Genomic DNA, 18,992 nt, shown 5'->3' with positions numbered 1-18,992 from the left:
CTAGCGCCGGCTGATCAGCGGGCGGGCGCCGTCGCCGATGATCGCGAAGCCGGACCAGTAGAAAGGATGCGACGTCGCCGGATCGTCCATCAGCTTGATCTGCGCCGCCCGCAGCGCCTCTGCCATCGGCTGGTCAGGCGCCGCCGCGAAAAGGCCGCCGATCAGCCTTTCGGTCGCCTGAAATTCCTCCGGCGCGGGCCAGTGGCTGGCGATCACAGACCGGCTGCCCGCGCCGATGAAGGCCCGCACCAGACCGTCGAGCGCGCCGCCGCCGGCGGCCAGCCCCGCCGCGCGCGTCGTTTCCACTCCTGCCTCGCCCGCAGTGTCGCAGGCGGACAGCACGACCAGATCGGCGTTGAGGCGCATGTCGAAAATCTCGCCGAACTGGAGCAGCCCGTCGGACGCGCGATCGGGCGCGAAGCTGGTGAGCAGCGCCGGCCGCGCCGGGCACCCCGGATGCGGGGGCGTCACCAGTCCGTGCGTCGCGAAATGGAGGATGCGGAAATTGTCGAGGTCGCCGCGCCCCAGCACCGCCTCATCGGTGAAGGCAGCCCCCGTCACCAGCTGGTTCCCCTGCCCGCCGATCGCCTGCGCCGCCTGCCGCAACTCCGTCGCGGGGATCGGCCGGCTCCACTGGAGCGGCGACCAGTTGCAATCGGCCGTGCTGCCCGGAATGGCCGAGCGGGTGAGCGCCGGCAGTCGCTCTCCGATCAGCGGCGCATTGTCGCCGAAACCGATATAGCTTTGCGCCGCATTCGAGGGCGCCGCCAGCCGCGCATCGCGAAAGGCGCGCGCTGACAGCGCCGTGCTGACCGCATGTTCGCGGCCGAGCCAGCCGATGCCGCGAAAGTCGAACTCGTCGCCGCCCTTTTCCACCCGTGCTTCATAGGCGTCGACGCCCGGCTGGCTCGCAATCAGCAGATTGACCGGCAGTTGCAGCATCGCCGCGTCCGGTTCGACGATCAGGTGCCGCACGCCTGCCAGCCGCGCTTCCACCGGCGCGAACAGGTCGAGGTAGAGCGCGCGGGCAGTCGGCACGTCCAGCGCATAGGTGGTCTGCGCGCCGTTCACGTCGAGCGAGATGGTTTCGCGCAACGCCTTGACCTTGCGCGCCACTTCGGTCGCGCTGGCCGCCACACGATATCCAGTCGCGCCGGCCTGATCGACCCAGATGGCGAAGAAGGCGTCACCCAGCCGCGCCAGCTTGAAATAGGCTTCACCCGGCCGCAGCGCGCCCTGCATTTCCTTGAGCGTCAGTACCTGCGGGCTGACGGCGCGATATTGGGGATAGGCGCCGAGGGCGGCCAGCGTCGTTGCCTGCTCTGCCGCCAGACGGTCGATCTCCGCCTGCTGCGCCGCGATCTGCGGCTGGAGCGACGCATCCTTCTCCGCCCCTTCGCGCAGCTGCGCCTCGGCGATACGGCCCCGCTCGATATCGCGGGAGAGGGATAGCGACTGGCGGAACAGCCGCGCCGCGTCCCCGCCGCCTGCCGACAGTTCGCGCGTCAGCTGCTCCAGCGTCTCGGCAGCGCCGGGCCGCACCAGCAGTTGCGAGGCGAGGAACAGGTCGCCGGCGAGGTCCGGCCGCTCCGGAATCTCCGCTGCCAACAGCTCGAAATAGGGCAGAAGCTGGTTCTGCATGCCGGTCAGCACGGCATGATTGTCCATCGTCGACGCGATGATCGAGCGATAGAGGGTCAGCGCCTCTTCGGTACGACCGCGCCGCGCCAGAAACGCCGCCAGCCTTGCCCGCGCGCCGCGCACCGCCATGGTGTCGGGATATTGTGCGGCAATCAGCGCCAGCGACTGTTGCAGATTGCTCTCCGCCGCCCCGAAATTCCCCTCCGCCTCATAGGTGAGCGCGATTTCGCCGAGCAGTTGCGCTCGCAGCCGGGCGATCGACGTCACTCGCCCGCCCCTGATCGCGACGGCATCATCCAGCGCCCTCGCGAGCACCGCGCGCGAAGCTCCGGGCTGGCCCGACAGGCGCAGGATCGTGCCGCGCAACTGTCCCGCCTGGGCATCGAGGATGGCGGCGCGCTCCTGCGGGCTGAGCCGGCTATCCTGCCGCACGCCCATTGCCTGTGCGCCGGCCGCGCTGCTCATCTGCACCGCCACCTCCACCGGCAGGGCGACCGCTCCGCTATCGTCCGTGCTGGCGACGATGCTGCCTTGCAATGCGCGGTCCAGTATCTCCCGCGCGCCGGCCAGGTCCTGCTGGTTGATATGGTGCATCGCGTCGAAATTGCGGCGCAGGCGCAGCTGCACGGCGTCCGCGGTGTTCATCGCGCGCGCCTGTGAAAAGGCGGCGTCGGCCTGATCGAACAGGCCCTGATTGGACAGCTGGAGCGCGCGGTTGATCAGATATTCATGGGCGCGATTGGTCCGTTCGGCAGGCGTCAGCTTGCCCATGTCGGGATCGCGCGCCAGCCGCTCGGTCAGGCTGTCGAAAAACTCCGCCGCCTCGGCATAATTGCCCGACGCGTTGCGGCGATAGCCTTCCGCCAGCACGGTCTGCGGATCCAGGGTCGCCGCCTGCAATCGGGCGAAGCGCGGATCGGCGCCCCCCCCCGTGGTGACGATATCCACCTGCCCCGGCACAACGCGACCGCGCACGACGGTTCGCAGCGCAAGGTCGAGCGCGCTGCCATAGACGGCTAGCCCCTGCGCCGCATAAGTGGTGCCGCCCCGCTTCAGCGACAGGATGCGATAGGTTCCGGCGGGCGCGGTGCAGTTGCGCACGCTGACGGCGCCAAGGTTGGGCAGGCTCGTTCCGCCCGCCGCGCTGCATGTCACCAACGTCTTGCGCGAGATCGCCAGCCGCTCCAGCAGCGAAGCATCACTCTCGCCAGCGCCGGTCCGCCAGGAATAGACTTGCCCGACCGGGATCGCAGCGTCGCGGCAGACAACGGTCCAGGCGCGATCGAACATGGTGCGCGCCGCAGGGTCGGCGGTCGCGCTCTGCGCCTGGCACAGCGCTCCGCCACCGCTGCCGATGCGGAAGCTGTCCTGCAGCAGCGGCCGCTCCGCGCTCGCCTGCCCCTGCGATGCCGCAGGCAGGCTCAACGCCAGCGCCGCGATCGCGCGAATGTGCTTCCGCTTAAAGCTCAACAGCTTGTCCCCCCGACCTCCGCCAGATCTATCCGTGCGGAGTCCCCCCATGTCATACCCGGCGCTTCATAACGCCGCCCTGATAGCGCCCGCAAGCTGTAATGCCGCTCCGTTCAGCGCAGACGCGTCAGCCGAGCCGCGAGCGGCAGGACGCCCCTCGTTCCCGCGAGGGCGGCGAGCAATGTCGGCCGCCCGCCCAAAGCCTCGATCAGTCCCGACAGCCGCACCGGCCGCGCGACCCTGCGGGAAAAGCGTCGTTGGTACAGGGGCGCGCCCGCAGCGCCATGGTTCAGCCAGCAGGCGGCCGCCTCCACCCCGCTGGAGAGCGCGATGCCGATCCCTTCGCCTGCCAGCGAATGGATGACGGCCGCCTGGTCGCCCAGACGGTACAAGCCGGGCGGGGTCGAGCGGGCACGCCAGCCATAGGGCACGTTGCCAACGGCATCGATCGCAGCGCCATCCATCCCCGCCAGCCGATCGGCAAGCGCGGGCGATCCGTCCGCCAGTTCGCCGAACAGAGCGCGGGGCTGGCCACCGGCGGCGTTCAGCCTGCTTTTGCGGACGGCGAGGCAGGCGTTGGCCGACCCGTCCTCCTGCAAGATCAGTCCCAGATAGCCGCGCCTGAAGAGATGTAATTCGATCCTGCCATCGAGCAGGCGGGCGAGGGCCGAGCCGGCGGGCAAGCGCAGGCGAAGACCAAGATGGGGATCGGCCGCATCATGGGGCCGCAGCAGGCCGCGCAGGTCATGCTTGCCGGTGGCGTGGAACAGGCTCTCCCATGCCAGCTGCTCCCCGCTGGCCAGATGCACACGCCCCGCTTCGGCTTCCTGCACTGTAACGCCCAGGCGGATGTCGGCGCCCGCGGCGCCCGCCGCAAGCAACAGCAACGTATCCAGCCGCCGCCGAGACAGGCCCATTCCGGGCCGTGGCAGCGGCACGACGATCTCGCGGTCGCCCGCGAACAGCGCCAGCCGTTCGATGTCATGGCCGCCCAGCGCCTGCGCGTCGATCCCCAGCCGTTCGATCTTCGCCAGCGTTTCCCAGCTGAGGAAGCCGCCGCACAGCGCGTCGCCCGGCTCGGCGCGCCGCTCCAGCAGCGTTGCAGAAATTCCCGCCTGCGCCAGGGCGATGGCCGCAGCGGCACCCGCTGGTCCGCCGCCGACGATCAAGGGCGCGCGCTCACTGGCCATGCCCTGCCCGGTCGAAGAAGAAGCCCTCCGTCGCAAGGCCCGGTCCGAACGCAAGCGCAAGGCCGCGCCCCGATGCGTCCTGCGCCAGCATGCGGGCGAGCACGAAGAGCACCGTTCCCGACGACATATTGCCGTATTCGGCCAGCACCGCGCGACTGTCCGCCAGAGCCTCCGCCGAGAGGCTCAGCGCCTGTTCCACCGCGTCGAGGATCGACCGGCCGCCGGCATGGACTGCCCAGCGTTCGACACTGTCCGGGGCCGCAGGAAGAAAGCCGGGATCACGCAGCGCCTCCGCGATGCGGCCGGGCACCGCGCCCGAAAGGTGCATGGCAAAACCATGGTCGCCCAGATCCCAGCGGATCAGTTCCTCGCTGTCAGGCAGCGTCGCCGACAGCGGCTCGCCCATCGCGATCCCGCGCTGCTCTGCGGTCACCAGCGCCGCCGCCGCGCCGTCGCCGAATTGCAGCATGGCGAGCAGCGGCTCGAGCGAGGCGTGCCGCTGGAGATGGAGGGATGAGAGTTCGACGCAGATCACCAACACCCGCGCATCCGGTACTGACCGCACGATATGCCGGGCCGAACGGAGCGCCGTGATCCCCGCATAGCAGCCCATATAGCCGATCAGCAGCCGCTCGACCGATGGCGCCAGTCCCAGCCGCCGGGCGAGTATCTGGTCCACCCCCGGCGCGACGAAGCCCGTGCAACTGGCGAGGATCAGGTGCGTCACCGCGCCGATGTCGGCCTTGCGCGCCAGGTCCTCGACGGCGCTCTCCGCAAGGCGCGGCGCGGCGTCGCCGTACATCCGCATGCGCTCTGCGGTCGTCGGCCATGCGCCCGCGTAGAACCCGCCCGCATCGACCGGGGAGCGTCCGCCGGCCGGCACCGGCAGCACGGACCAGCGATGCCCGATACCGCTGCGCTGCGCCATTCGCGCGAACACGCTGCGCTCCCGCTCGTCCTCCAGCTGCGCCGCCGCCCATTCGACGAAAGCGTGATGCACGTCATTGTCGGGAACGGCGGTGCCGATAGCGTTGATGCAGGCAGCGGCGGGCAATGGGGAAGCGGATGTCATGGTCATCCTTCCCATGCCTCATGCGTCAACATTCCTGCCATGCTATCGGTTCCGGCGGCAGCGTCAATCGCCTGAAGTGCCATTTCAGTTCCTCGGCCCGCCCTGCCCTTCGTATCCAGAACGGCGCTGCCGGTTCAAACACGTCCGCTGCGTAAAGCAGCCGGCCCGGACCGCTTCGCTAACATAGGTGAGCCGCGGGTCTGTCTGGCCTGCCGGGGCGGAACGCAAAGCGCCGGCGCCTCGTTTTTTGGCTGAACGGGACATCGGAGGGACGGATGGCGACACACGCACATATTTCCCACTTCAAGGGCAGCAATGCGCTGGTCGGCGCGAGTATCGGCGCCAGCCTCGCGCTGCTAAGCATGGTCGGGCGCAAGCTCGCCGTACAGGCGCCCACCGCCCTTGCGGGCGATTGGGACAAGGCGCTGGCCGCCGAGCATCGGGCCACGCTGCTGCTGTTCGATAAGCTGCGCCAAAGCGAAGCCGGAGCCAAGCGCACCATGATGCTGACCCAGCTGAAACATGCGCTCGGCAAGCATGCGATGGAGGAAGAGAACGCCGTCTACCCGGCGATGCGCTCGGTCGGCATGACCAAGGAAGCGGACGCGCTGAATGGCGATCATGGCTATGTGAAGCAATATCTCTACGAACTTTCGGATCTGCTGAAGGACGATGTCGCGTTCAAGGGGAAGCTTGCCGCGTTCCGCAACGACATCGAAAAACATATGCGGCAGGAGGAGGATGAACTGTTCCCCCGGCTGAAGCACGCGCTGGACGGCCAGGCGACCAGCAAGCTCACCCGGCGGATGAACCAGGAAGGGTTGAAGCTGGCCTGACAAGGGCTGGCTCGGGCCAGGGAAGACCGACATGGAAGACAAGTTTCGCAGCGATCGGCCATTGCCGACCGAGCATACACGCGCGCCCAACATCTCGACGGAAAACCAGCCGGAGGGTTCGGCGCGGCGCCCCAGCGACACGCTGGACCGCGAACCGGAGCGCGACCCGCAAAGCGGCGGCGCCATCCCCTCCAACTATAATCCTGAAACCATGACACGGCGCGGAGAAGAGAAGGACACGCGTGCGGGTCAGGAGGGTGCGGGCGAGAAGGTCAAGCGCGATGGCCGATAAGCGCGACTACGGCACCGGCTCCCCGCCCATCTATCATGGCGATGAAGACGCCAATATCCGCGCTGCCAGGCCGACACCACTGACCCATGGCAAGGAAGCGAATAGAGGCCATCGCGCCCCGCGCGACGGTTCGGGCGAGGTGGAGGGCAGCGGCGCGGCAGCGGGCGGCGGCGGCAATCCCGAGGATTATGACAGCGATCCCGCTTCCGGCGGCACAGCCCAGCAAGGAGAGGATGGATGACCGACAAGACCAGCGGCGCGCGCGGACGCGCCGACAATGACCTGAACGACGAGCCTCCCGCGCCCAGCCATTCCGGTTCCGGCGGCGGCGGCACGGCGCGCGACGTCGGATCGCGCGATGAGGAAAAGACGGCCATGGGCGGCGACCCGGAACCGACCCGGGCGACCAAGCAGGACAAGGTCCAGCCCGACACCGCCACCCGCTCGGACAATAAGGGTGCGGGGACATCGTGACGACAGCCCCGGGGAAAGACGAGATCGGCGGGGATGGGCCGACCGAAACCCTGTCACCTGCCCTGCCCACCGCAGTGGAGGAGGCCGCCGAAGCGCTGCTCCATTCCTGTTGCGACGCGGACCTCAAGCTGAGCACGGCGGAGAGTTGTACCGGCGGATTGCTCGCCTCCCTCCTGACCGATGTGGAAGGGGCGAGCCACGCCTTCGAACGCGGCTTCGTCGTCTACAGCGAACAGGCGAAATGCGAGTTGCTCGGCGTGGCACGGGAACAGATAGACGCTTGCAGCGCCGTTAGCCGCGATGTCGCTATCGCCATGGCGCAGGGCGCGATCGCCCAGTCCCATGCCGACATCGCGCTCGCCGTCACCGGCTATGCGGGCAGCGCCCCGCCCGGGGAGGAGCCGGGCCTCGTCCACTTCGCCTGCGCGCGCAGGGACGGTCGTGCGACCGTGCATCGGGAGGAGCATTTCGGCGATGTGGGGCGGGGGCCGATCCGGATCGGCGCCATCCGCGTCGCGCTGGAGATGATGACGGATGCCGTCGGTGCGCACTGAAGATTTCGCCTCGCTCCATCGCCATGGACTGGTCCGGCTGGCCGCCGCCACGCCATCTGGCAGTGTGGCCGACGTCGCCGCCAACGCCGCCTCCATCCTTACCCTCGCGCGGGAAGCCGGCGCTGGCGGGGCCGACATCGTCCTTTTTCCCGAACTCTCTTTGTCTTCCTACGCGATCGATGACCTGCACCAGCAGGAGGCGCTGCTCGACAGGGTGGAGGCCGAGATCGGTGGGCTGATCGCCGCCAGCGCCGACTTGCCGGTCCTGCTGATCGGCGCGCCGGTCCGTCGGTCCGGGCGGCTTTACAATTGCGCGCTGGTGATCGCGAACGGAGCGCTGCTGGGCGTGGTGCCGAAAAGCTACCTGCCCAATTATCGCGAATATTATGAGAAAAGATGGTTCGCGTCCGGGTCAGGTCTGACCGGCCTTGACGTGTCGATCGCGGGCCACCGCGCGCCGTTCGGCACGGACCTTCTCTTCGCAGCGGACAATTGGGCCGACTTCACCTTCCATGTCGAGATCTGCGAGGATTATTGGGCGCCCTTGCCGCCTTCCACGCTCGGCGCCCTGGCCGGCGCGCTGATCCTGTGCAACCTGTCCGCCTCCAACATCACCATCGGCAAGGCGCGCGACCGCGACCTGCTGTCGGCGTCGCAGTCCGCGCGCTGCATCGGAGCCTATGCATATTCGGCGGCGGGCGCGGGGGAAAGCACCACCGACCTGGCCTGGGACGGGCAGGCGATGGTGCATGAACTGGGCACGATGCTGGCCCAATCCACCCGCTTTGGCGACGAGCCGGAGATCATCTACGCCGATATCGACGTGCAGCGGCTGCGGCTGGAGCGGATACGCAACGGCACCTTCAATGACTGCGCCGTGGCGGCCGGGCACCCCGAGCGCGCTTTCCGCCGGATCAGCTTTCCCTGCCCGGCCGACGCGCAGGGCGACCGGCTCCACCGCCCGGTCAGCCGCTTCCCCTTCGTCCCCGCCGATCCCTTGCGGCTCGACGCCGACTGCTACGAAGCCTTCAACATCCAGGTGGAGGGGCTGGCGACCCGCTTCCGCGCGACGTCGGGCAAGCATTTCGTCATCGGCGTGTCGGGCGGCCTCGATTCCACTCACGCGCTGATCGTCGCGGCGAAGGCCTGCGACCGGCTCGGCCTGCCGCGCTCGGCCATATTGGGCTATACCATGCCGGGTTTTGCGACTGGCGAACAGACGAAGAGCAACGCCTGGGCGCTGATGCGCGCGCTGGGCGTCACGGCCGAGGAGATCGACATCCGCCCCGCCGCCCGGCAGATGCTGGCCGACATGGATCATCCCTTCGCCAAGGGAGAGGCCGTTTACGACGTGGCCTTCGAAAATGTGCAGGCGGGCTTGCGCACCGACTATCTCTTCCGCCTCGCCAACCGCCATGGCGGCTTCGTGGTCGGCACCGGCGACCTGTCCGAACTCGCGCTCGGCTGGTGCACCTATGGCGTGGGCGACCAGATGAGCCATTATGCGGTCAACAGCGGCGTTCCCAAGACGCTGATCCAGTATCTGACGCGCTGGTGCATCGCGACGGGCCAGTTCGATGCCGACACGCAGGCGATTCTGACCGCCATACTCGACACCGAAATTTCGCCCGAACTGGTGCCCGCCGACGCCGCCGGCGCGCTTCAAAGCACGGAGAGCAAGGTCGGTCCCTATGCCCTCAACGACTTCTTCCTGCACCATATCGTGCGCGCAGGGCTTCCCCCGTCGAAGGTCGCTTTCCTGGCATGGCACGCATGGCGCGATCCCCAGGCAGGCGACTGGCCGCCCGGCTATCCGGACGCCGCGAAGATCGGCTATGAGCTGCTGGAAATCCGGCACTGGCTGGAAAATTTCCTGTATCGCTTCTTCGCGATCAGTCAGTTTAAGCGGTCGGCGCTGCCCAACGGCCCGAAAGTGTCCGCAGGCGGCGCGCTTTCGCCGCGGGGCGACTGGCGCGCGCCATCAGACAGCAGCCCATCGCTCTGGCTTGCGGAACTGGAGACTGCCCTGCCCAAGCAAGGATAGCGTCGCGCCTCAATCCGCCTGCGCCACATCCTCATCTCTGTCGCGACGGCCGGTCCAGGCGCTGGCGCGGAAATCGCCCAGTTCCTTCAGGCGGCGCCAATCCGGGATCATGATGCGGCGGCGCTGACGGCGGATGAACCCTTCCTGCTCCAATATCTTGAGCGTGCGATTGACATGCACGGTGGTCATGCCGGTCGCGTCGGCCAGTTCCGCCTGCGACAGCGGCAGCGTGACGGTGCAGCCGTCCGAGCCCCCGGCGGGATAGCTGCGCATCACCAGTTCACAGAACAGATGGGCGATGCGGCCGCGCGCGTCGCGCCGGCCCATATTGCTGATCCACGCACGGAAGACGGACACTTCGGCCGACATTTCCGTCCACAGCGCGTTGCCGATTGCCGGCCGGGCGCGGCTCAGCGCCAGCACATCCTCGATCGGCACGGCCGCGACCTGCACGACCGTCAGCGCCTGTACGAAATCCTCCGCTGGCAGCGGCGGCAGCGTCGGCAGGTTCAGCAGGTCGCCTTCGCCATGGATGCCCAATATATGGCGCGTCCCATAGGCGGACATGCGATGCCGGTGCGTAAAGCCCGACAGCAGCACATGGCAGCTATGGGCGATATCGCCTTCCCTGATGACATAATCGCCGGGCTGGACGGTCCTGACGCTGTGCGGCAGCGCCAGCAGCGCAGCCTTGTCCTCCTTGGAAAGGGCGATACGGCCGCCCAGCCGGGCGACAAGAGGCGACAATGAGTGACCGACGATCCTCATGGCAGACAGGGGGCGTTGATGTCGAAAACCGCCGCCTCTTCCGCTTGGGGAAAGAGGCCGCATGATGCCATCCAACACTCCGGCACGCCAAGGGTTCCTCCCTTACCGCAAGGGGACGCAGAAGGCGCAAGCCGCGCCGGGTCGCGCGTGGTATAAGGAGCCATGATCTACGCGCTCCTATATATCAGCGACAGCATGGTCGAAGGCGCGGAGAGCGCCGACGCCGTCCCCAGGATCGTGGAGGTGTCGCGTCCACGAAATGCCCGGGTCGGCGTGACCGGAGCGCTCATCTTTGCGGAGAGCCATTTCGCCCAGATACTGGAAGGTCCGCAGGCGGCGGTTGAGGAACTGATGGCGAGCATCAGGCGCGACCCGCGCCACCGCAATGTTCAGGTTTTGCGGGAAGGGGCCGTCCCCGAGAGGCGGTTCGCCCGCTGGTCGCTCGCCTATTATGGCCCCTCGACTCTCCTCGGTGACCTGTTCTCCGACAGCGGCGACAGCGAGGAAACCGCCGATCGCATTACAGCCGTGATGGCCCGCCTCGCCGCGTTCGGCGGCGGTAACGCCAACTGAAGAAGGCGCGCGGTATCCTTTCGTCCACTCTCCCTTGCTTGGGCGATCTGCCGCTCTGCTTCGCTTCTGCCCCATTATGATTGCTTGATCCCCGAAAGCTGATCTTATTTTTATGAACGCCGCACCAACCGCGGGGCGGGTGGACGGCGAAATATCACCTTGCGACAAATCGCCGCCAAGGCCGCTAACATAGGCTAATGATGAACCGAGTTTTTTCGGAGTTTTGCAGGGGTCTCAAAGCCTTCATCCTCCCGCGCTCTCACGCAGCTAATCAGGATCAAGGTTTGGCCTCCCCGGCCTTTTGCGCTGGGTAATTTTCGCCAGAGATTCCTGATGAGCCATTCTTGGCTCCCCCATCCTCGGGATACGATAGGGTATAGCGCTATGCGACTGTGCCAAAGCCCCATGTGGAGGGGGTTAGAGCCTTGTCCAACGCGTCCGAAAGCCGTCTGCCCCATGCCAGCGAAGGGGCGTCCGCGCCCGCTACGGTGCGTACCTGGCCGCGGCTTTCGATCCGGCCCGGCATCAACCGGCTGCACAGCCTCATCGGCAGACGGCAGCCCGACATAATCGCCGCCGCCGTCGATCGGTGGGAGATTGCGCCGGCCAGCGCGCTGGAGGTCCGCCCCGCCCGGATGCTGGATGGGCAGATCGACCGGATCAAGGCCGCCGAATTCGGCTCGATCGCAGAGGTGGTGAAGGATTTTCGCGGCGGTTCCGACGCGATGCAGGCGCCGACCATGGGCTATCGGATCAAGGATGCCTGGCTGATCGACGGCGTGCTCTATGCAGGCGGCGCCGTGCGGCATCTGCGTCCCCGTTCCACCCTGCGGCCCGCGGAGCTGGTGCCGGGCGAACCGTTGCGCGCGGCGCTTTACGAAAGCTGGCTTGGCAATCGCTGGTTCGGCAATTGGCTGTTCGACGATTGCCTGGCCTATATGTTGGCGCAGCAGGCGGGGCGCCCCTTCACCTCGCGTGTCTCCATCGGCCATATGCCCACCTATGAACGCGCGCTGGGCATGCGTCCCCTGCGCCGGACAGTGGCGCGGTTCGAGGAACTGCTGCTGTTCGACGATCACCCCAACAATGAGCATAAGCGCGCGCGGGCCGACCAGTTCCGGCTTCGGCTGACCGGCGAGCGCAAGGCGCGCCATCCCGGGGTCTTCCTGCTGCGCGGTCACAGCGGCGATCGGCGCCTGCTGGTTAACGAGCGGGCGATCGCCGAAAGGCTGGCGGCGAAGCGCGGCTTCACCATCCTCGACCCCTGCGCGGCCGGCCTGGACGAGATCATCGACATCTGCAGCGAGGCGATGGTCGTCGCTGGCGTGGAGGGCAGCCATCTGGTGCACGGGCTGATGCTGATGCCGCCGGAAGCGCGCGCCTTCGTCATCCAGCCGCCCGACCGCACCGTCTCCGCACTCAAGCGGCTGGCGGATCGGCAGGGCCAGGATTTTGCAACCTTGATCGGAGTGGGAACGCATGAAGCCTTCAGCGTCGACGGCGACGAGGTCGAGCGAACGCTCGATCTCCCCTGACGCCGGGATAGCCGAGCGGCCGGCGAAGGCGGGCGAGAGCCTGCGCGCGACCATCCGGGGCGATTACCGCCGCCACGGATCATCGGCGCTGAACGCCGCCTTCCTTTCGCTTTGCATCTACCGCTTCGGGCGCTGGGGCCTGCACCGCCGCACCGCGATCGGGCGCAAGCTGGCCTCGCGCGTCTATGGTTTCGGCAATCTGTTCGTCGCCAACATCACCAAGATCTGGATTCCGCCGCAGGTGACGATCGGGCGAGATTTCCACATCGTCCATCATGAAGGATCGTTGTCGATTCATCCCGACACGATCATCGGCGACCGGCTGGGCGTCATGCACAATGTCACCATCGGCACCAACATGGGAGACGGCGCTCCGGTGATCGGAGACGATGTCTTCATCGGCGTGAATTCCGTGGTGCTGGGCGCGATCACCGTGGGCGACCGCGTGCGTATCGGCGCGAACACGACGGTCACGATGAATGTACCGTCGGATTCCGTGGTGATCGGATCGCCGGGTCGCATCGTACCCCGGCTGGGCATGTTCAAATGAACCCGCTCGCCACCACCTTCAGCGAACTCTTCGCCGACAATCTGCCGGAGCGCGCGGACAAGATCTTCCTGATCGATCCCGACCGTTCCTACAGCTATGGCGAGGTCGCAGCAGAAGTAGACCGCGCCGCCGCCTGGTTGACGGCGCAGGGGGTGCAGCCGGGCGACCGCGTCATCATGCAGCTGCGCAAGGGCATGCGAGAGGTCGCTGCAATGCTGGCCGTGGCGAAAGCCGGCGCGGTGATAGTCAACGTCAACACCGCCTTCACCCGCGAACAGCTGATGTTCGTGGCGGAGGATTGCGCCGCCGCCGCGCTGATCGTCGAGCCGCGCATGGCCAGGGCGCTGGAGGATTTTGGCGGCCCGGTGCTGGCGTCGGGAGCCTCCGCGCCCTCCGATAGCTGGGACGATCTGCCCCATGTTCCCGCCCCCACGGTGCCAGGGCTAGACGAGGCGCTCGCGGCGATCATCTACACCTCCGGCTCCACCGGCAAGCCCAAGGGGGTGATGCTCTGCCACCGCAACATCCTGTCGGGCGCGCGATCGGTCGCGCGCTATCTCGGTCTGCGCGGCGAGGACCGGCTGCTGAGCGTCCTCCCCTATAGTTTCGACTATGGCCTCAATCAGCTGACGACGATGATGCTGCTCGGCGGCACGATCGTCCACCAACCGGTGCCGATGGCGACGGAAATCCTGCGCACGCTTGAGCGACACGCCGTCACCGGCATGGCGGCCGTCCCGCCGCTCTGGATACAGCTTGTCCGCCTGCTGGAAGCCGCCCCGGTCGCGCTGCCCGCGCTGCGGCTCATCACCAATTCGGGCGGCAAGATCCCGATGAGCATCCTTGAGAAGATGCCGCAGCTTCTGCCCGACACCCGTGTCTTCCTGATGTACGGCCTGACTGAAGCCTTCCGATCCACTTATCTCGACCCCGAGAAGTTCGTGGCGAAGATGGGCTCGATCGGCCGTGCGATCCCGGGCAACGAGGTCTATGTCATCCGCCCGGGCGAGGGCATCGCCGCCCATGACGAACCGGGCGAGTTGGTCCATCGCGGGCCGCTCGTCAGCATGGGCTATTGGAACCGCCCCGATGCGACGGCGGAGAAGATCAGGCCATGCCCCGAACTTGCCCATCTGATCGGGGACGAGCCCGTCGTCTATAGCGGCGACATGGTGAAGCGCGACGCGGAGGGCGACCTCTGGTTCATCGGCCGCAACGACGCGCTCATCAAGACTAGCGGCTTCCGCGTCAGCCCCGACGATGTGGAGGATCTGGTGCATCGCAGCGGCCTGGCAGCGGATGTCGTCGCATTCGGGGTGGAGGATGACCTGCTCGGCCAGTGCGTCCATGTCGCCGCCAGCCTGCTGCCCGGCGGCACGCGGGAGGCGCTGATGGCCCACTGCCGCAAAGTGATGCCCGCCTATATGGTGCCCCGCGCCATCCACATCTGGCCCGAAGCCATGCCCCGCACGGCGAGCGGTAAACTGGCCCGGCCCGACATCGTGCGTCGATCCGTCGACAATCCACCCATTGCGAAGGAAGCGAACTGATGGCTCTTACCGAAGCGCTGCTGATCCAGAATATCCGGGGTTTTTCCGACATCGGCGTCGAGGCGCATGGGGAAACGCCGCTTTTCTCCTCCGGCGCCCTGGATTCGGTCGCGATGCTGAACCTGCTCGCCTTTGTCGAGGAGCAGGCAGGGATCGAAATCCGCGCCGATGAGGTGACGCTGGAGAATTTTGACACGCCTGCGCGGATCATCCGCTTCGCCCAGGAACGCGCCGGGTGACGGCGCTTTCCGACAGCGTGCTGGCGGAGGCGGCCGACGGGTTCGGCACGCCCTGCTTCATCTACGCGACGTCTGCGATTGAGGAGCGCATCGGGCAGTTGCGCGCCGCCTTCGGCTCCCGCTTCGCGCTGAGCTTCGCGGTCAAGAGCAACCCCAATCCCGCGCTGCTTGGCTGGCTCAACCGCCGCATCGACAGCCTCGACATCTCCTCGATCGGGGAGATGCGGCTGGCGCTCGCCGCAGGGTGGGATGCCGCGAGGATCAGCTTCACCGGCCCCGCAAAGCGCGCCGACGAATTGCGCGAAGCGATCGCGGCCGGCATTGGCCTGCTGATCGTCGAATCCGTGCGGGAAGCGCGCGCCGCAGACACGATCGCGCGCGCCATGAAGCGGGTCCAGCCCATCCTCATCCGCATCGCGCCCGACAGCGTGCCGAGAGGCTTTGGCGATCATATGGCGGGCCGCCCGAGCGCTTTCGGCATCGACCTGGAGGATGCGGAGGAGGCGCTCGACGGGATCTGCGGCCTGCCCGGACTATCGGTTCAGGGGCTGCACATCTATTCAGGCACCCAATGCCTGAAGGCGGAAGCCATTGTCGAGAATTATCGCGGTTTCCTCGCGATCTTCGAAAGCCTCTGCGCCCGTCATGCCATTGACCCTCGCACGCTGGTGTTCGGGTCGGGCCTCGGCGTTCCCTATCATGATGGCGACACGCCGTTTGACCTTGCTGCCGTGGCGGAGGCGATCGGCCCTGATCTCGACCGCTTCACCACAGCGGCTCCGTTCCGCCACAGCAGCCTCGTCCTCGAACTTGGCCGCTATCTCGTCGCAGAGGCCGGCTATTTCCTGACGCGCGTGGTGTCGGTCAAGCAGTCGCGCGGCACCCGCATCGCCATTTGCGACGGCGGCATGAACAACCATCTGCCCGCTTCGGGGCATTTCGGCATGGTGATCCGGCGCAATTATCGCATGCACAAGGTCGGCGGCGAAGGCGCGCCTGAAAAGATCGACATTGTCGGCCCGCTCTGCACCTCGATCGATCGGCTGGCCAGCGGGGTCGAACTGCCGCGGGTCGAGGAGGGCGACATCATCGCCGTGCATCAGAGCGGCGCCTATGGCCTGACCGCCAGCCCCATCCACTTCATCAGCCACGCGCCACCCGCCGAACTGATGGTGGTCGACGGCGAGCTTCGCGACGTGTCCCGCTTCTTCGATGAGGGCGCAGACACCGGCTCCCTTCGCCTGCGCGCCTGATATCCAGCTTTCAGATAACGTAGGTTTCTGAGGATGCTCTTCCCTTGATGCCGGAAGGCACAATCCGCGCCGCTCGCCGTTCAGGTGATTTCCATCAGATGCAGGAGAGCGGAATGATCGAGGACGAAGCCCTGACCGATGGCGATATCGCATCCGCGGGCGTGCAATGGGTGGCCGCGCTGGTCGCCCGGCTGGTGGAGAAGGACATTCTCTCGCGCGAGGAAGCCGACAGCATCGCTCATGAGGCGCAGGAACAGTGCCGGGCGGAAGGCGTGACCAAGGCGGCGCGGGTGATCGGCGCACTCGCCGACCTGGAATGAAGCCCCATGCCTATCAGCGTCGGGGCGCGTGAGACAGGATATGGACCAAGGTTCCTACTCCGACAAAGGCGCGCAGGTGCCACATGAATGGCTTGGCTCGCGCGTCAGGATCATCCTGGAGGATATCAGCGACATTGTCGGCCACCGGGTAATGCGCGGCGATGCCAGCGTGACCCACCGCATTGAATTTCAGGGCGGCGGCCACGCACTGATCCTGTTTTCCTCCGACGGGTGCATCCTTCGGTTCGAAGGGCGGAAGATCAGCGCGAGCTTTGTCGAGCATTCGATCCTGCTCGGACGCGCTTGAGGAGGATCAGGCGGCCGCCTGAACCGCCTGCGCGCCATGATGTTCGGCAAAGAGCGTCAAGGCGCGGGACAGCGGCAGCAGCTTCGATCCGCGCTGGCTGGTGAGCGCCGCATTGCTAGGGCGCGGCGCCGGCCAGCCGAAGCTGCGGTGCGGGGCGGATTGCACCAGCGCCGGATCGAAGCCGCAGCTTTGCGCCACCCGGCGAGCGAAGTCCGCCCAGGACAGCGCTTCGTCATTGCTGAGATGCCAGATGCCGGTTTCCCCGTCGATCAGCAGGTCGAGCGAGGTCATGGTGAGATCGGGCACATAGGTTGGCGTGACGATCAGGTCATCGGCAGCGGCGAAGCTCTCCCTGCGGGCAAGGGTGCGCGCCGCCGCGACGGCGAAATTATACTCATCATAGGGGGAGAAGAAGGCCGCCGTGCGCACCACCAGATTGCTCCCCGGCAGCCGCGCGATGCCTTCCTCCATATCCGCCTTGCTGCGGCCATAGACGTTGAGGGGTCGAACGGGATCGCTTTCCACATAGGGTGCGTCCTTCCGGCCATCAAACACGAGGTCGCTTGAAAAGGAGAGCGTGGACAGGTCGCGGTCGCCGCACGCTTCCGCCAGCGCGACGGCCCCACGGGCGTTGGCTGCCAGGCATTCGGCCTGTGCCGCTTCGGCATCATCCACCCTCACCCATCCGGCGGCGTTGACCACCGCCCAGGGTTCAACCCGGTCGAGCGCCGCATCGATGCTGCGGCGGTCGTTCAGGTCCAGCTCGTCTCGGCTGGTGAGGACGAAGGGAATGTTGCGGATGGCGCATGCGCCCGCCAGCGCCTTGCCCAGAGTGCCGGTGGCGCCGCAGATCAGCAGCGGGCGGGCGCCGGAAGGACGGTCCTCGCCCACCAGATGCTCGCGCACGGGCGCGGGACGGGCGACCGCCGGGTGAGCGATGCGAGTCGGGCGCTGCCACCAGCCCGCGCCCTTCGCCATCGCCGGCCGCTCGCTCCCGTTTGCAAGGCTTCGCGCCAGCGGGACCATCGCCGTCGGCCTGGGCTCGGCACCGCTCACATCCCACGCGCCCGGTTCATAAATCCCCTCGCTCGTCAGCAGCGTATTCCATCCCCGGCTGCCGAGCAGCGACCAGAGAGTGACCGCTTCCACGGGCACGCCCTCGGACCTCAGCTGTACCGCCACGTCCCACGCCTGCGCCGTCCAGCGCAGCTGCTCCTCGCGGGTGCAGCCATTATGCACCTCCGTGACGGCGAGCGGCAGGCCGTAGCGCTCCCATGCCTCCCGCAGCGCGCCGGCGAGCCCCTGAGATGGCGGGTTCAGCACGCGGACCGCCTCGACATCGGCATAGGGCTGCCGTTCGTTGCCGCCATGGGTGTGCCGGGGGTAGCGGTGCAGGCGGTGGTCGAGGAAGCGGTCGCTCGTCAGATAATGGTTGATGCCGATGATCGATGGCGGACAGGGATCATCCAGGATCGCCGCCAACCGATGTTCCAGCCCCATCGCCGCGACACGCGGCCAGAAGGGGTGATCGGGCGTAATCCGGCCGCACAGCAGGTCCCACCCCAGCCAGCGCCGTTGGTTGTCGAACCAGGCCTGATCGCGCAGGCTGGCCGTCGCATAGGTGCGGCCAAGATCGTCCGTCTGGATCAGCCGCGCCGCCGGGTTGACGCGCCTGACCGCGCGCATCGCGAGCCGGGTCGCATCGACCTGGTTGAAGAGCGCGAGCCAGAAGTCGCGCTCCGACCGGAGATGCGGATACCAGAGGCCATAAAGGGTGGAAAAGCGGGCGGTCGTGAGCGGCTCGTTGACCGGGGTCCAGTTGGTTATCCAGGGGTAGCGCTCCGCCACCCGCTCAGCATGACAGGCCAGTCCCTCCGCGAAGCCCGCGTCGATCAGGCTGGTATAGCGCGGCCCGCTGCCATGATGGACCAGCCCTGCTATGACGTCGATGCCAAGCTCGCGCAGCCGCGCCAGTCGCGGATCGCTCCAGCTCCAGTCGCAGGCGTCCGGCGCGTCAGGGCTGACCCGCTCCCACAGGATCGGATAGCGGATGGCGCGAATAGCCAGGCTAGCGAAGCGGTCCAGATCGTCGAGCCTTTCCTCATGGCCGCTCAGCCTGATCTGGTCCCGATAATCATCCCCCACCCGATTAACGGTACATTCCAGACCGCCCCATAATTGCGGATGGTTGGTCATGCGGAATCTCCGTGCCAGTTCAAGCGAGCGTCATGAGTATTCGTGCGCGGCAAATTCGTTCAAGTAACCCTGCCACAATAGCGACTTCCGGCCAACATATGTCAGCGGTCCTTGAGGAACGGGATCGT

At 67.0% G+C, this 18,992-nt stretch carries 19 protein-coding genes; 14 read left to right on the top strand and 5 right to left on the bottom strand.

The window, feature by feature from the left end; translation table 11 throughout:
- From L858_RS0114575 to L858_RS0114565, 3 genes are all read right to left on the bottom strand, one after another.
- Nucleotides 1–2,931 (bottom strand): CHAT domain-containing protein, encoded by a 2,931-nt coding sequence (locus L858_RS0114575; RefSeq protein WP_476661774.1) that lies wholly within the window; start codon nt 2,929–2,931, stop codon nt 1–3.
- Nucleotides 2,932–3,224: 293 nt separating this feature from the next.
- Complete coding sequence (locus L858_RS0114570; RefSeq protein WP_022683893.1) at nt 3,225–4,301, bottom strand: NAD(P)/FAD-dependent oxidoreductase; 1,077 nt, start codon at nt 4,299–4,301, stop codon at nt 3,225–3,227.
- Nucleotides 4,291–5,373 carry a type III polyketide synthase gene (locus tag L858_RS0114565; protein ID WP_152639842.1) on the bottom strand — a complete coding sequence of 361 codons (1,083 nt, stop codon included), beginning with the start codon at nt 5,371–5,373 and terminating at the stop codon, nt 4,291–4,293. The genes L858_RS0114570 and L858_RS0114565 overlap by 11 nt, the downstream gene beginning before the upstream one ends.
- 275 nt (nt 5,374–5,648) lie before the next feature.
- Here L858_RS0114565 and L858_RS0114560 point away from each other — a divergent pair, with 275 nt between their 5' ends.
- Genes L858_RS0114560 through L858_RS0114535 form a run of 6 tightly spaced genes read left to right on the top strand, consistent with a single transcriptional unit; the run spans nt 5,649 to nt 9,573 of the window.
- On the top strand, nt 5,649–6,209 hold the full coding sequence (locus L858_RS0114560; protein ID WP_022683891.1) for a hemerythrin domain-containing protein: 561 nt from the start codon (nt 5,649–5,651) through the stop codon (nt 6,207–6,209).
- A gap of 31 nt (nt 6,210–6,240) precedes the next feature.
- On the top strand, nt 6,241–6,501 hold the full coding sequence (locus L858_RS0114555; RefSeq protein WP_022683890.1) for a hypothetical protein: 261 nt from the start codon (nt 6,241–6,243) through the stop codon (nt 6,499–6,501).
- Nucleotides 6,491–6,742, top strand: coding sequence for a hypothetical protein (locus L858_RS0114550; protein WP_022683889.1), 252 nt, complete (start codon nt 6,491–6,493; stop codon nt 6,740–6,742). Before L858_RS0114555 ends, L858_RS0114550 begins: the two co-directional genes overlap by 11 nt.
- Complete coding sequence (locus L858_RS20230) at nt 6,739–6,975, top strand: hypothetical protein (RefSeq protein WP_022683888.1); 237 nt, start codon at nt 6,739–6,741, stop codon at nt 6,973–6,975. The genes L858_RS0114550 and L858_RS20230 overlap by 4 nt, the downstream gene beginning before the upstream one ends.
- Complete coding sequence (locus L858_RS0114540) at nt 6,972–7,529, top strand: CinA family protein (protein WP_022683887.1); 558 nt, start codon at nt 6,972–6,974, stop codon at nt 7,527–7,529. The genes L858_RS20230 and L858_RS0114540 overlap by 4 nt, the downstream gene beginning before the upstream one ends.
- On the top strand, nt 7,510–9,573 hold the full coding sequence (locus L858_RS0114535) for an NAD(+) synthase (protein ID WP_022683886.1): 2,064 nt from the start codon (nt 7,510–7,512) through the stop codon (nt 9,571–9,573). Before L858_RS0114540 ends, L858_RS0114535 begins: the two co-directional genes overlap by 20 nt.
- 9 nt (nt 9,574–9,582) lie before the next feature.
- Here the strand turns inward: L858_RS0114535 and L858_RS20225 are convergent, their stop codons facing one another.
- Nucleotides 9,583–10,320: a Crp/Fnr family transcriptional regulator gene (locus tag L858_RS20225; protein WP_022683885.1), complete on the bottom strand. Its 738-nt coding sequence runs from the start codon at nt 10,318–10,320 to the stop codon at nt 9,583–9,585.
- Between the two features lie 183 nt (nt 10,321–10,503).
- Here L858_RS20225 and L858_RS0114525 point away from each other — a divergent pair, with 183 nt between their 5' ends.
- The 8 genes from L858_RS0114525 (at nt 10,504) to L858_RS0114490 (ending at nt 16,668) form a co-directional block, all read left to right on the top strand.
- Nucleotides 10,504–10,914, top strand: coding sequence for a BLUF domain-containing protein (locus L858_RS0114525; RefSeq protein ID WP_022683884.1), 411 nt, complete (start codon nt 10,504–10,506; stop codon nt 10,912–10,914).
- A 425-nt stretch (nt 10,915–11,339) separates the two neighbouring features.
- Nucleotides 11,340–12,449, top strand: coding sequence for a glycosyltransferase 61 family protein (locus L858_RS0114520; protein ID WP_022683883.1), 1,110 nt, complete (start codon nt 11,340–11,342; stop codon nt 12,447–12,449).
- On the top strand, nt 12,394–12,999 hold the full coding sequence (locus tag L858_RS0114515; RefSeq protein ID WP_022683882.1) for a serine O-acetyltransferase: 606 nt from the start codon (nt 12,394–12,396) through the stop codon (nt 12,997–12,999). The genes L858_RS0114520 and L858_RS0114515 overlap by 56 nt, the downstream gene beginning before the upstream one ends.
- Nucleotides 12,996–14,549, top strand: a complete 1,554-nt coding sequence (locus L858_RS0114510) for an AMP-binding protein (RefSeq protein ID WP_022683881.1) — start codon at nt 12,996–12,998, stop codon at nt 14,547–14,549. Before L858_RS0114515 ends, L858_RS0114510 begins: the two co-directional genes overlap by 4 nt.
- Nucleotides 14,549–14,788, top strand: coding sequence for an acyl carrier protein (locus L858_RS0114505; protein WP_022683880.1), 240 nt, complete (start codon nt 14,549–14,551; stop codon nt 14,786–14,788). Before L858_RS0114510 ends, L858_RS0114505 begins: the two co-directional genes overlap by 1 nt.
- Nucleotides 14,785–16,041 carry a type III PLP-dependent enzyme gene (locus tag L858_RS20220; RefSeq protein ID WP_022683879.1) on the top strand — a complete coding sequence of 419 codons (1,257 nt, stop codon included), beginning with the start codon at nt 14,785–14,787 and terminating at the stop codon, nt 16,039–16,041. Before L858_RS0114505 ends, L858_RS20220 begins: the two co-directional genes overlap by 4 nt.
- Before the next feature lie 113 nt (nt 16,042–16,154).
- Entirely contained in the window at nt 16,155–16,361 is a 207-nt protein-coding gene (locus L858_RS0114495; RefSeq protein ID WP_152639840.1) for a hypothetical protein, read from the top strand.
- A 76-nt stretch (nt 16,362–16,437) separates the two neighbouring features.
- Nucleotides 16,438–16,668 carry a hypothetical protein gene (locus L858_RS0114490; protein ID WP_152639839.1) on the top strand — a complete coding sequence of 77 codons (231 nt, stop codon included), beginning with the start codon at nt 16,438–16,440 and terminating at the stop codon, nt 16,666–16,668.
- A gap of 6 nt (nt 16,669–16,674) precedes the next feature.
- Here the strand turns inward: L858_RS0114490 and L858_RS0114485 are convergent, their stop codons facing one another.
- Nucleotides 16,675–18,864, bottom strand: a complete 2,190-nt coding sequence (locus tag L858_RS0114485) for a sugar nucleotide-binding protein (RefSeq protein WP_022683876.1) — start codon at nt 18,862–18,864, stop codon at nt 16,675–16,677.
- Nucleotides 18,865–18,992: the final 128 nt, after the last annotated feature.

It is taken from the genome of Sphingobium bisphenolivorans (assembly GCF_000412635.1).
Taxonomy (GTDB): domain Bacteria; phylum Pseudomonadota; class Alphaproteobacteria; order Sphingomonadales; family Sphingomonadaceae; genus Sphingobium; species Sphingobium bisphenolivorans.
This window is presented reverse-complemented; position numbering and strand designations above follow the sequence as displayed.

What these genes read in the sequence shown, in the direction of transcription:
- L858_RS0114575 (WP_476661774.1), bottom strand. Translation starts at nt 2,931, where the DNA reads ATGTTCGATCGCGCCTGGACCGTTGTCTGCCGCGACGCTGCGATCCCG.
- L858_RS0114570 (WP_022683893.1), bottom strand. Translation starts at nt 4,301, where the DNA reads ATGGCCAGTGAGCGCGCGCCCTTGATCGTCGGCGGCGGACCAGCGGGT.
- L858_RS0114565 (WP_152639842.1), bottom strand. Translation starts at nt 5,373, where the DNA reads ATGACATCCGCTTCCCCATTGCCCGCCGCTGCCTGCATCAACGCTATC.
- L858_RS0114560 (WP_022683891.1), top strand. Translation starts at nt 5,649, where the DNA reads ATGGCGACACACGCACATATTTCCCACTTCAAGGGCAGCAATGCGCTG.
- L858_RS0114555 (WP_022683890.1), top strand. Translation starts at nt 6,241, where the DNA reads ATGGAAGACAAGTTTCGCAGCGATCGGCCATTGCCGACCGAGCATACA.
- L858_RS0114550 (WP_022683889.1), top strand. Translation starts at nt 6,491, where the DNA reads ATGGCCGATAAGCGCGACTACGGCACCGGCTCCCCGCCCATCTATCAT.
- L858_RS20230 (WP_022683888.1), top strand. Translation starts at nt 6,739, where the DNA reads ATGACCGACAAGACCAGCGGCGCGCGCGGACGCGCCGACAATGACCTG.
- L858_RS0114535 (WP_022683886.1), top strand. Translation starts at nt 7,510, where the DNA reads ATGCCGTCGGTGCGCACTGAAGATTTCGCCTCGCTCCATCGCCATGGA.
- L858_RS0114525 (WP_022683884.1), top strand. Translation starts at nt 10,504, where the DNA reads ATGATCTACGCGCTCCTATATATCAGCGACAGCATGGTCGAAGGCGCG.
- L858_RS0114515 (WP_022683882.1), top strand. Translation starts at nt 12,394, where the DNA reads ATGAAGCCTTCAGCGTCGACGGCGACGAGGTCGAGCGAACGCTCGATC.
- L858_RS0114510 (WP_022683881.1), top strand. Translation starts at nt 12,996, where the DNA reads ATGAACCCGCTCGCCACCACCTTCAGCGAACTCTTCGCCGACAATCTG.
- L858_RS0114505 (WP_022683880.1), top strand. Translation starts at nt 14,549, where the DNA reads ATGGCTCTTACCGAAGCGCTGCTGATCCAGAATATCCGGGGTTTTTCC.
- L858_RS0114495 (WP_152639840.1), top strand. Translation starts at nt 16,155, where the DNA reads ATGATCGAGGACGAAGCCCTGACCGATGGCGATATCGCATCCGCGGGC.
- L858_RS0114485 (WP_022683876.1), bottom strand. Translation starts at nt 18,864, where the DNA reads ATGACCAACCATCCGCAATTATGGGGCGGTCTGGAATGTACCGTTAAT.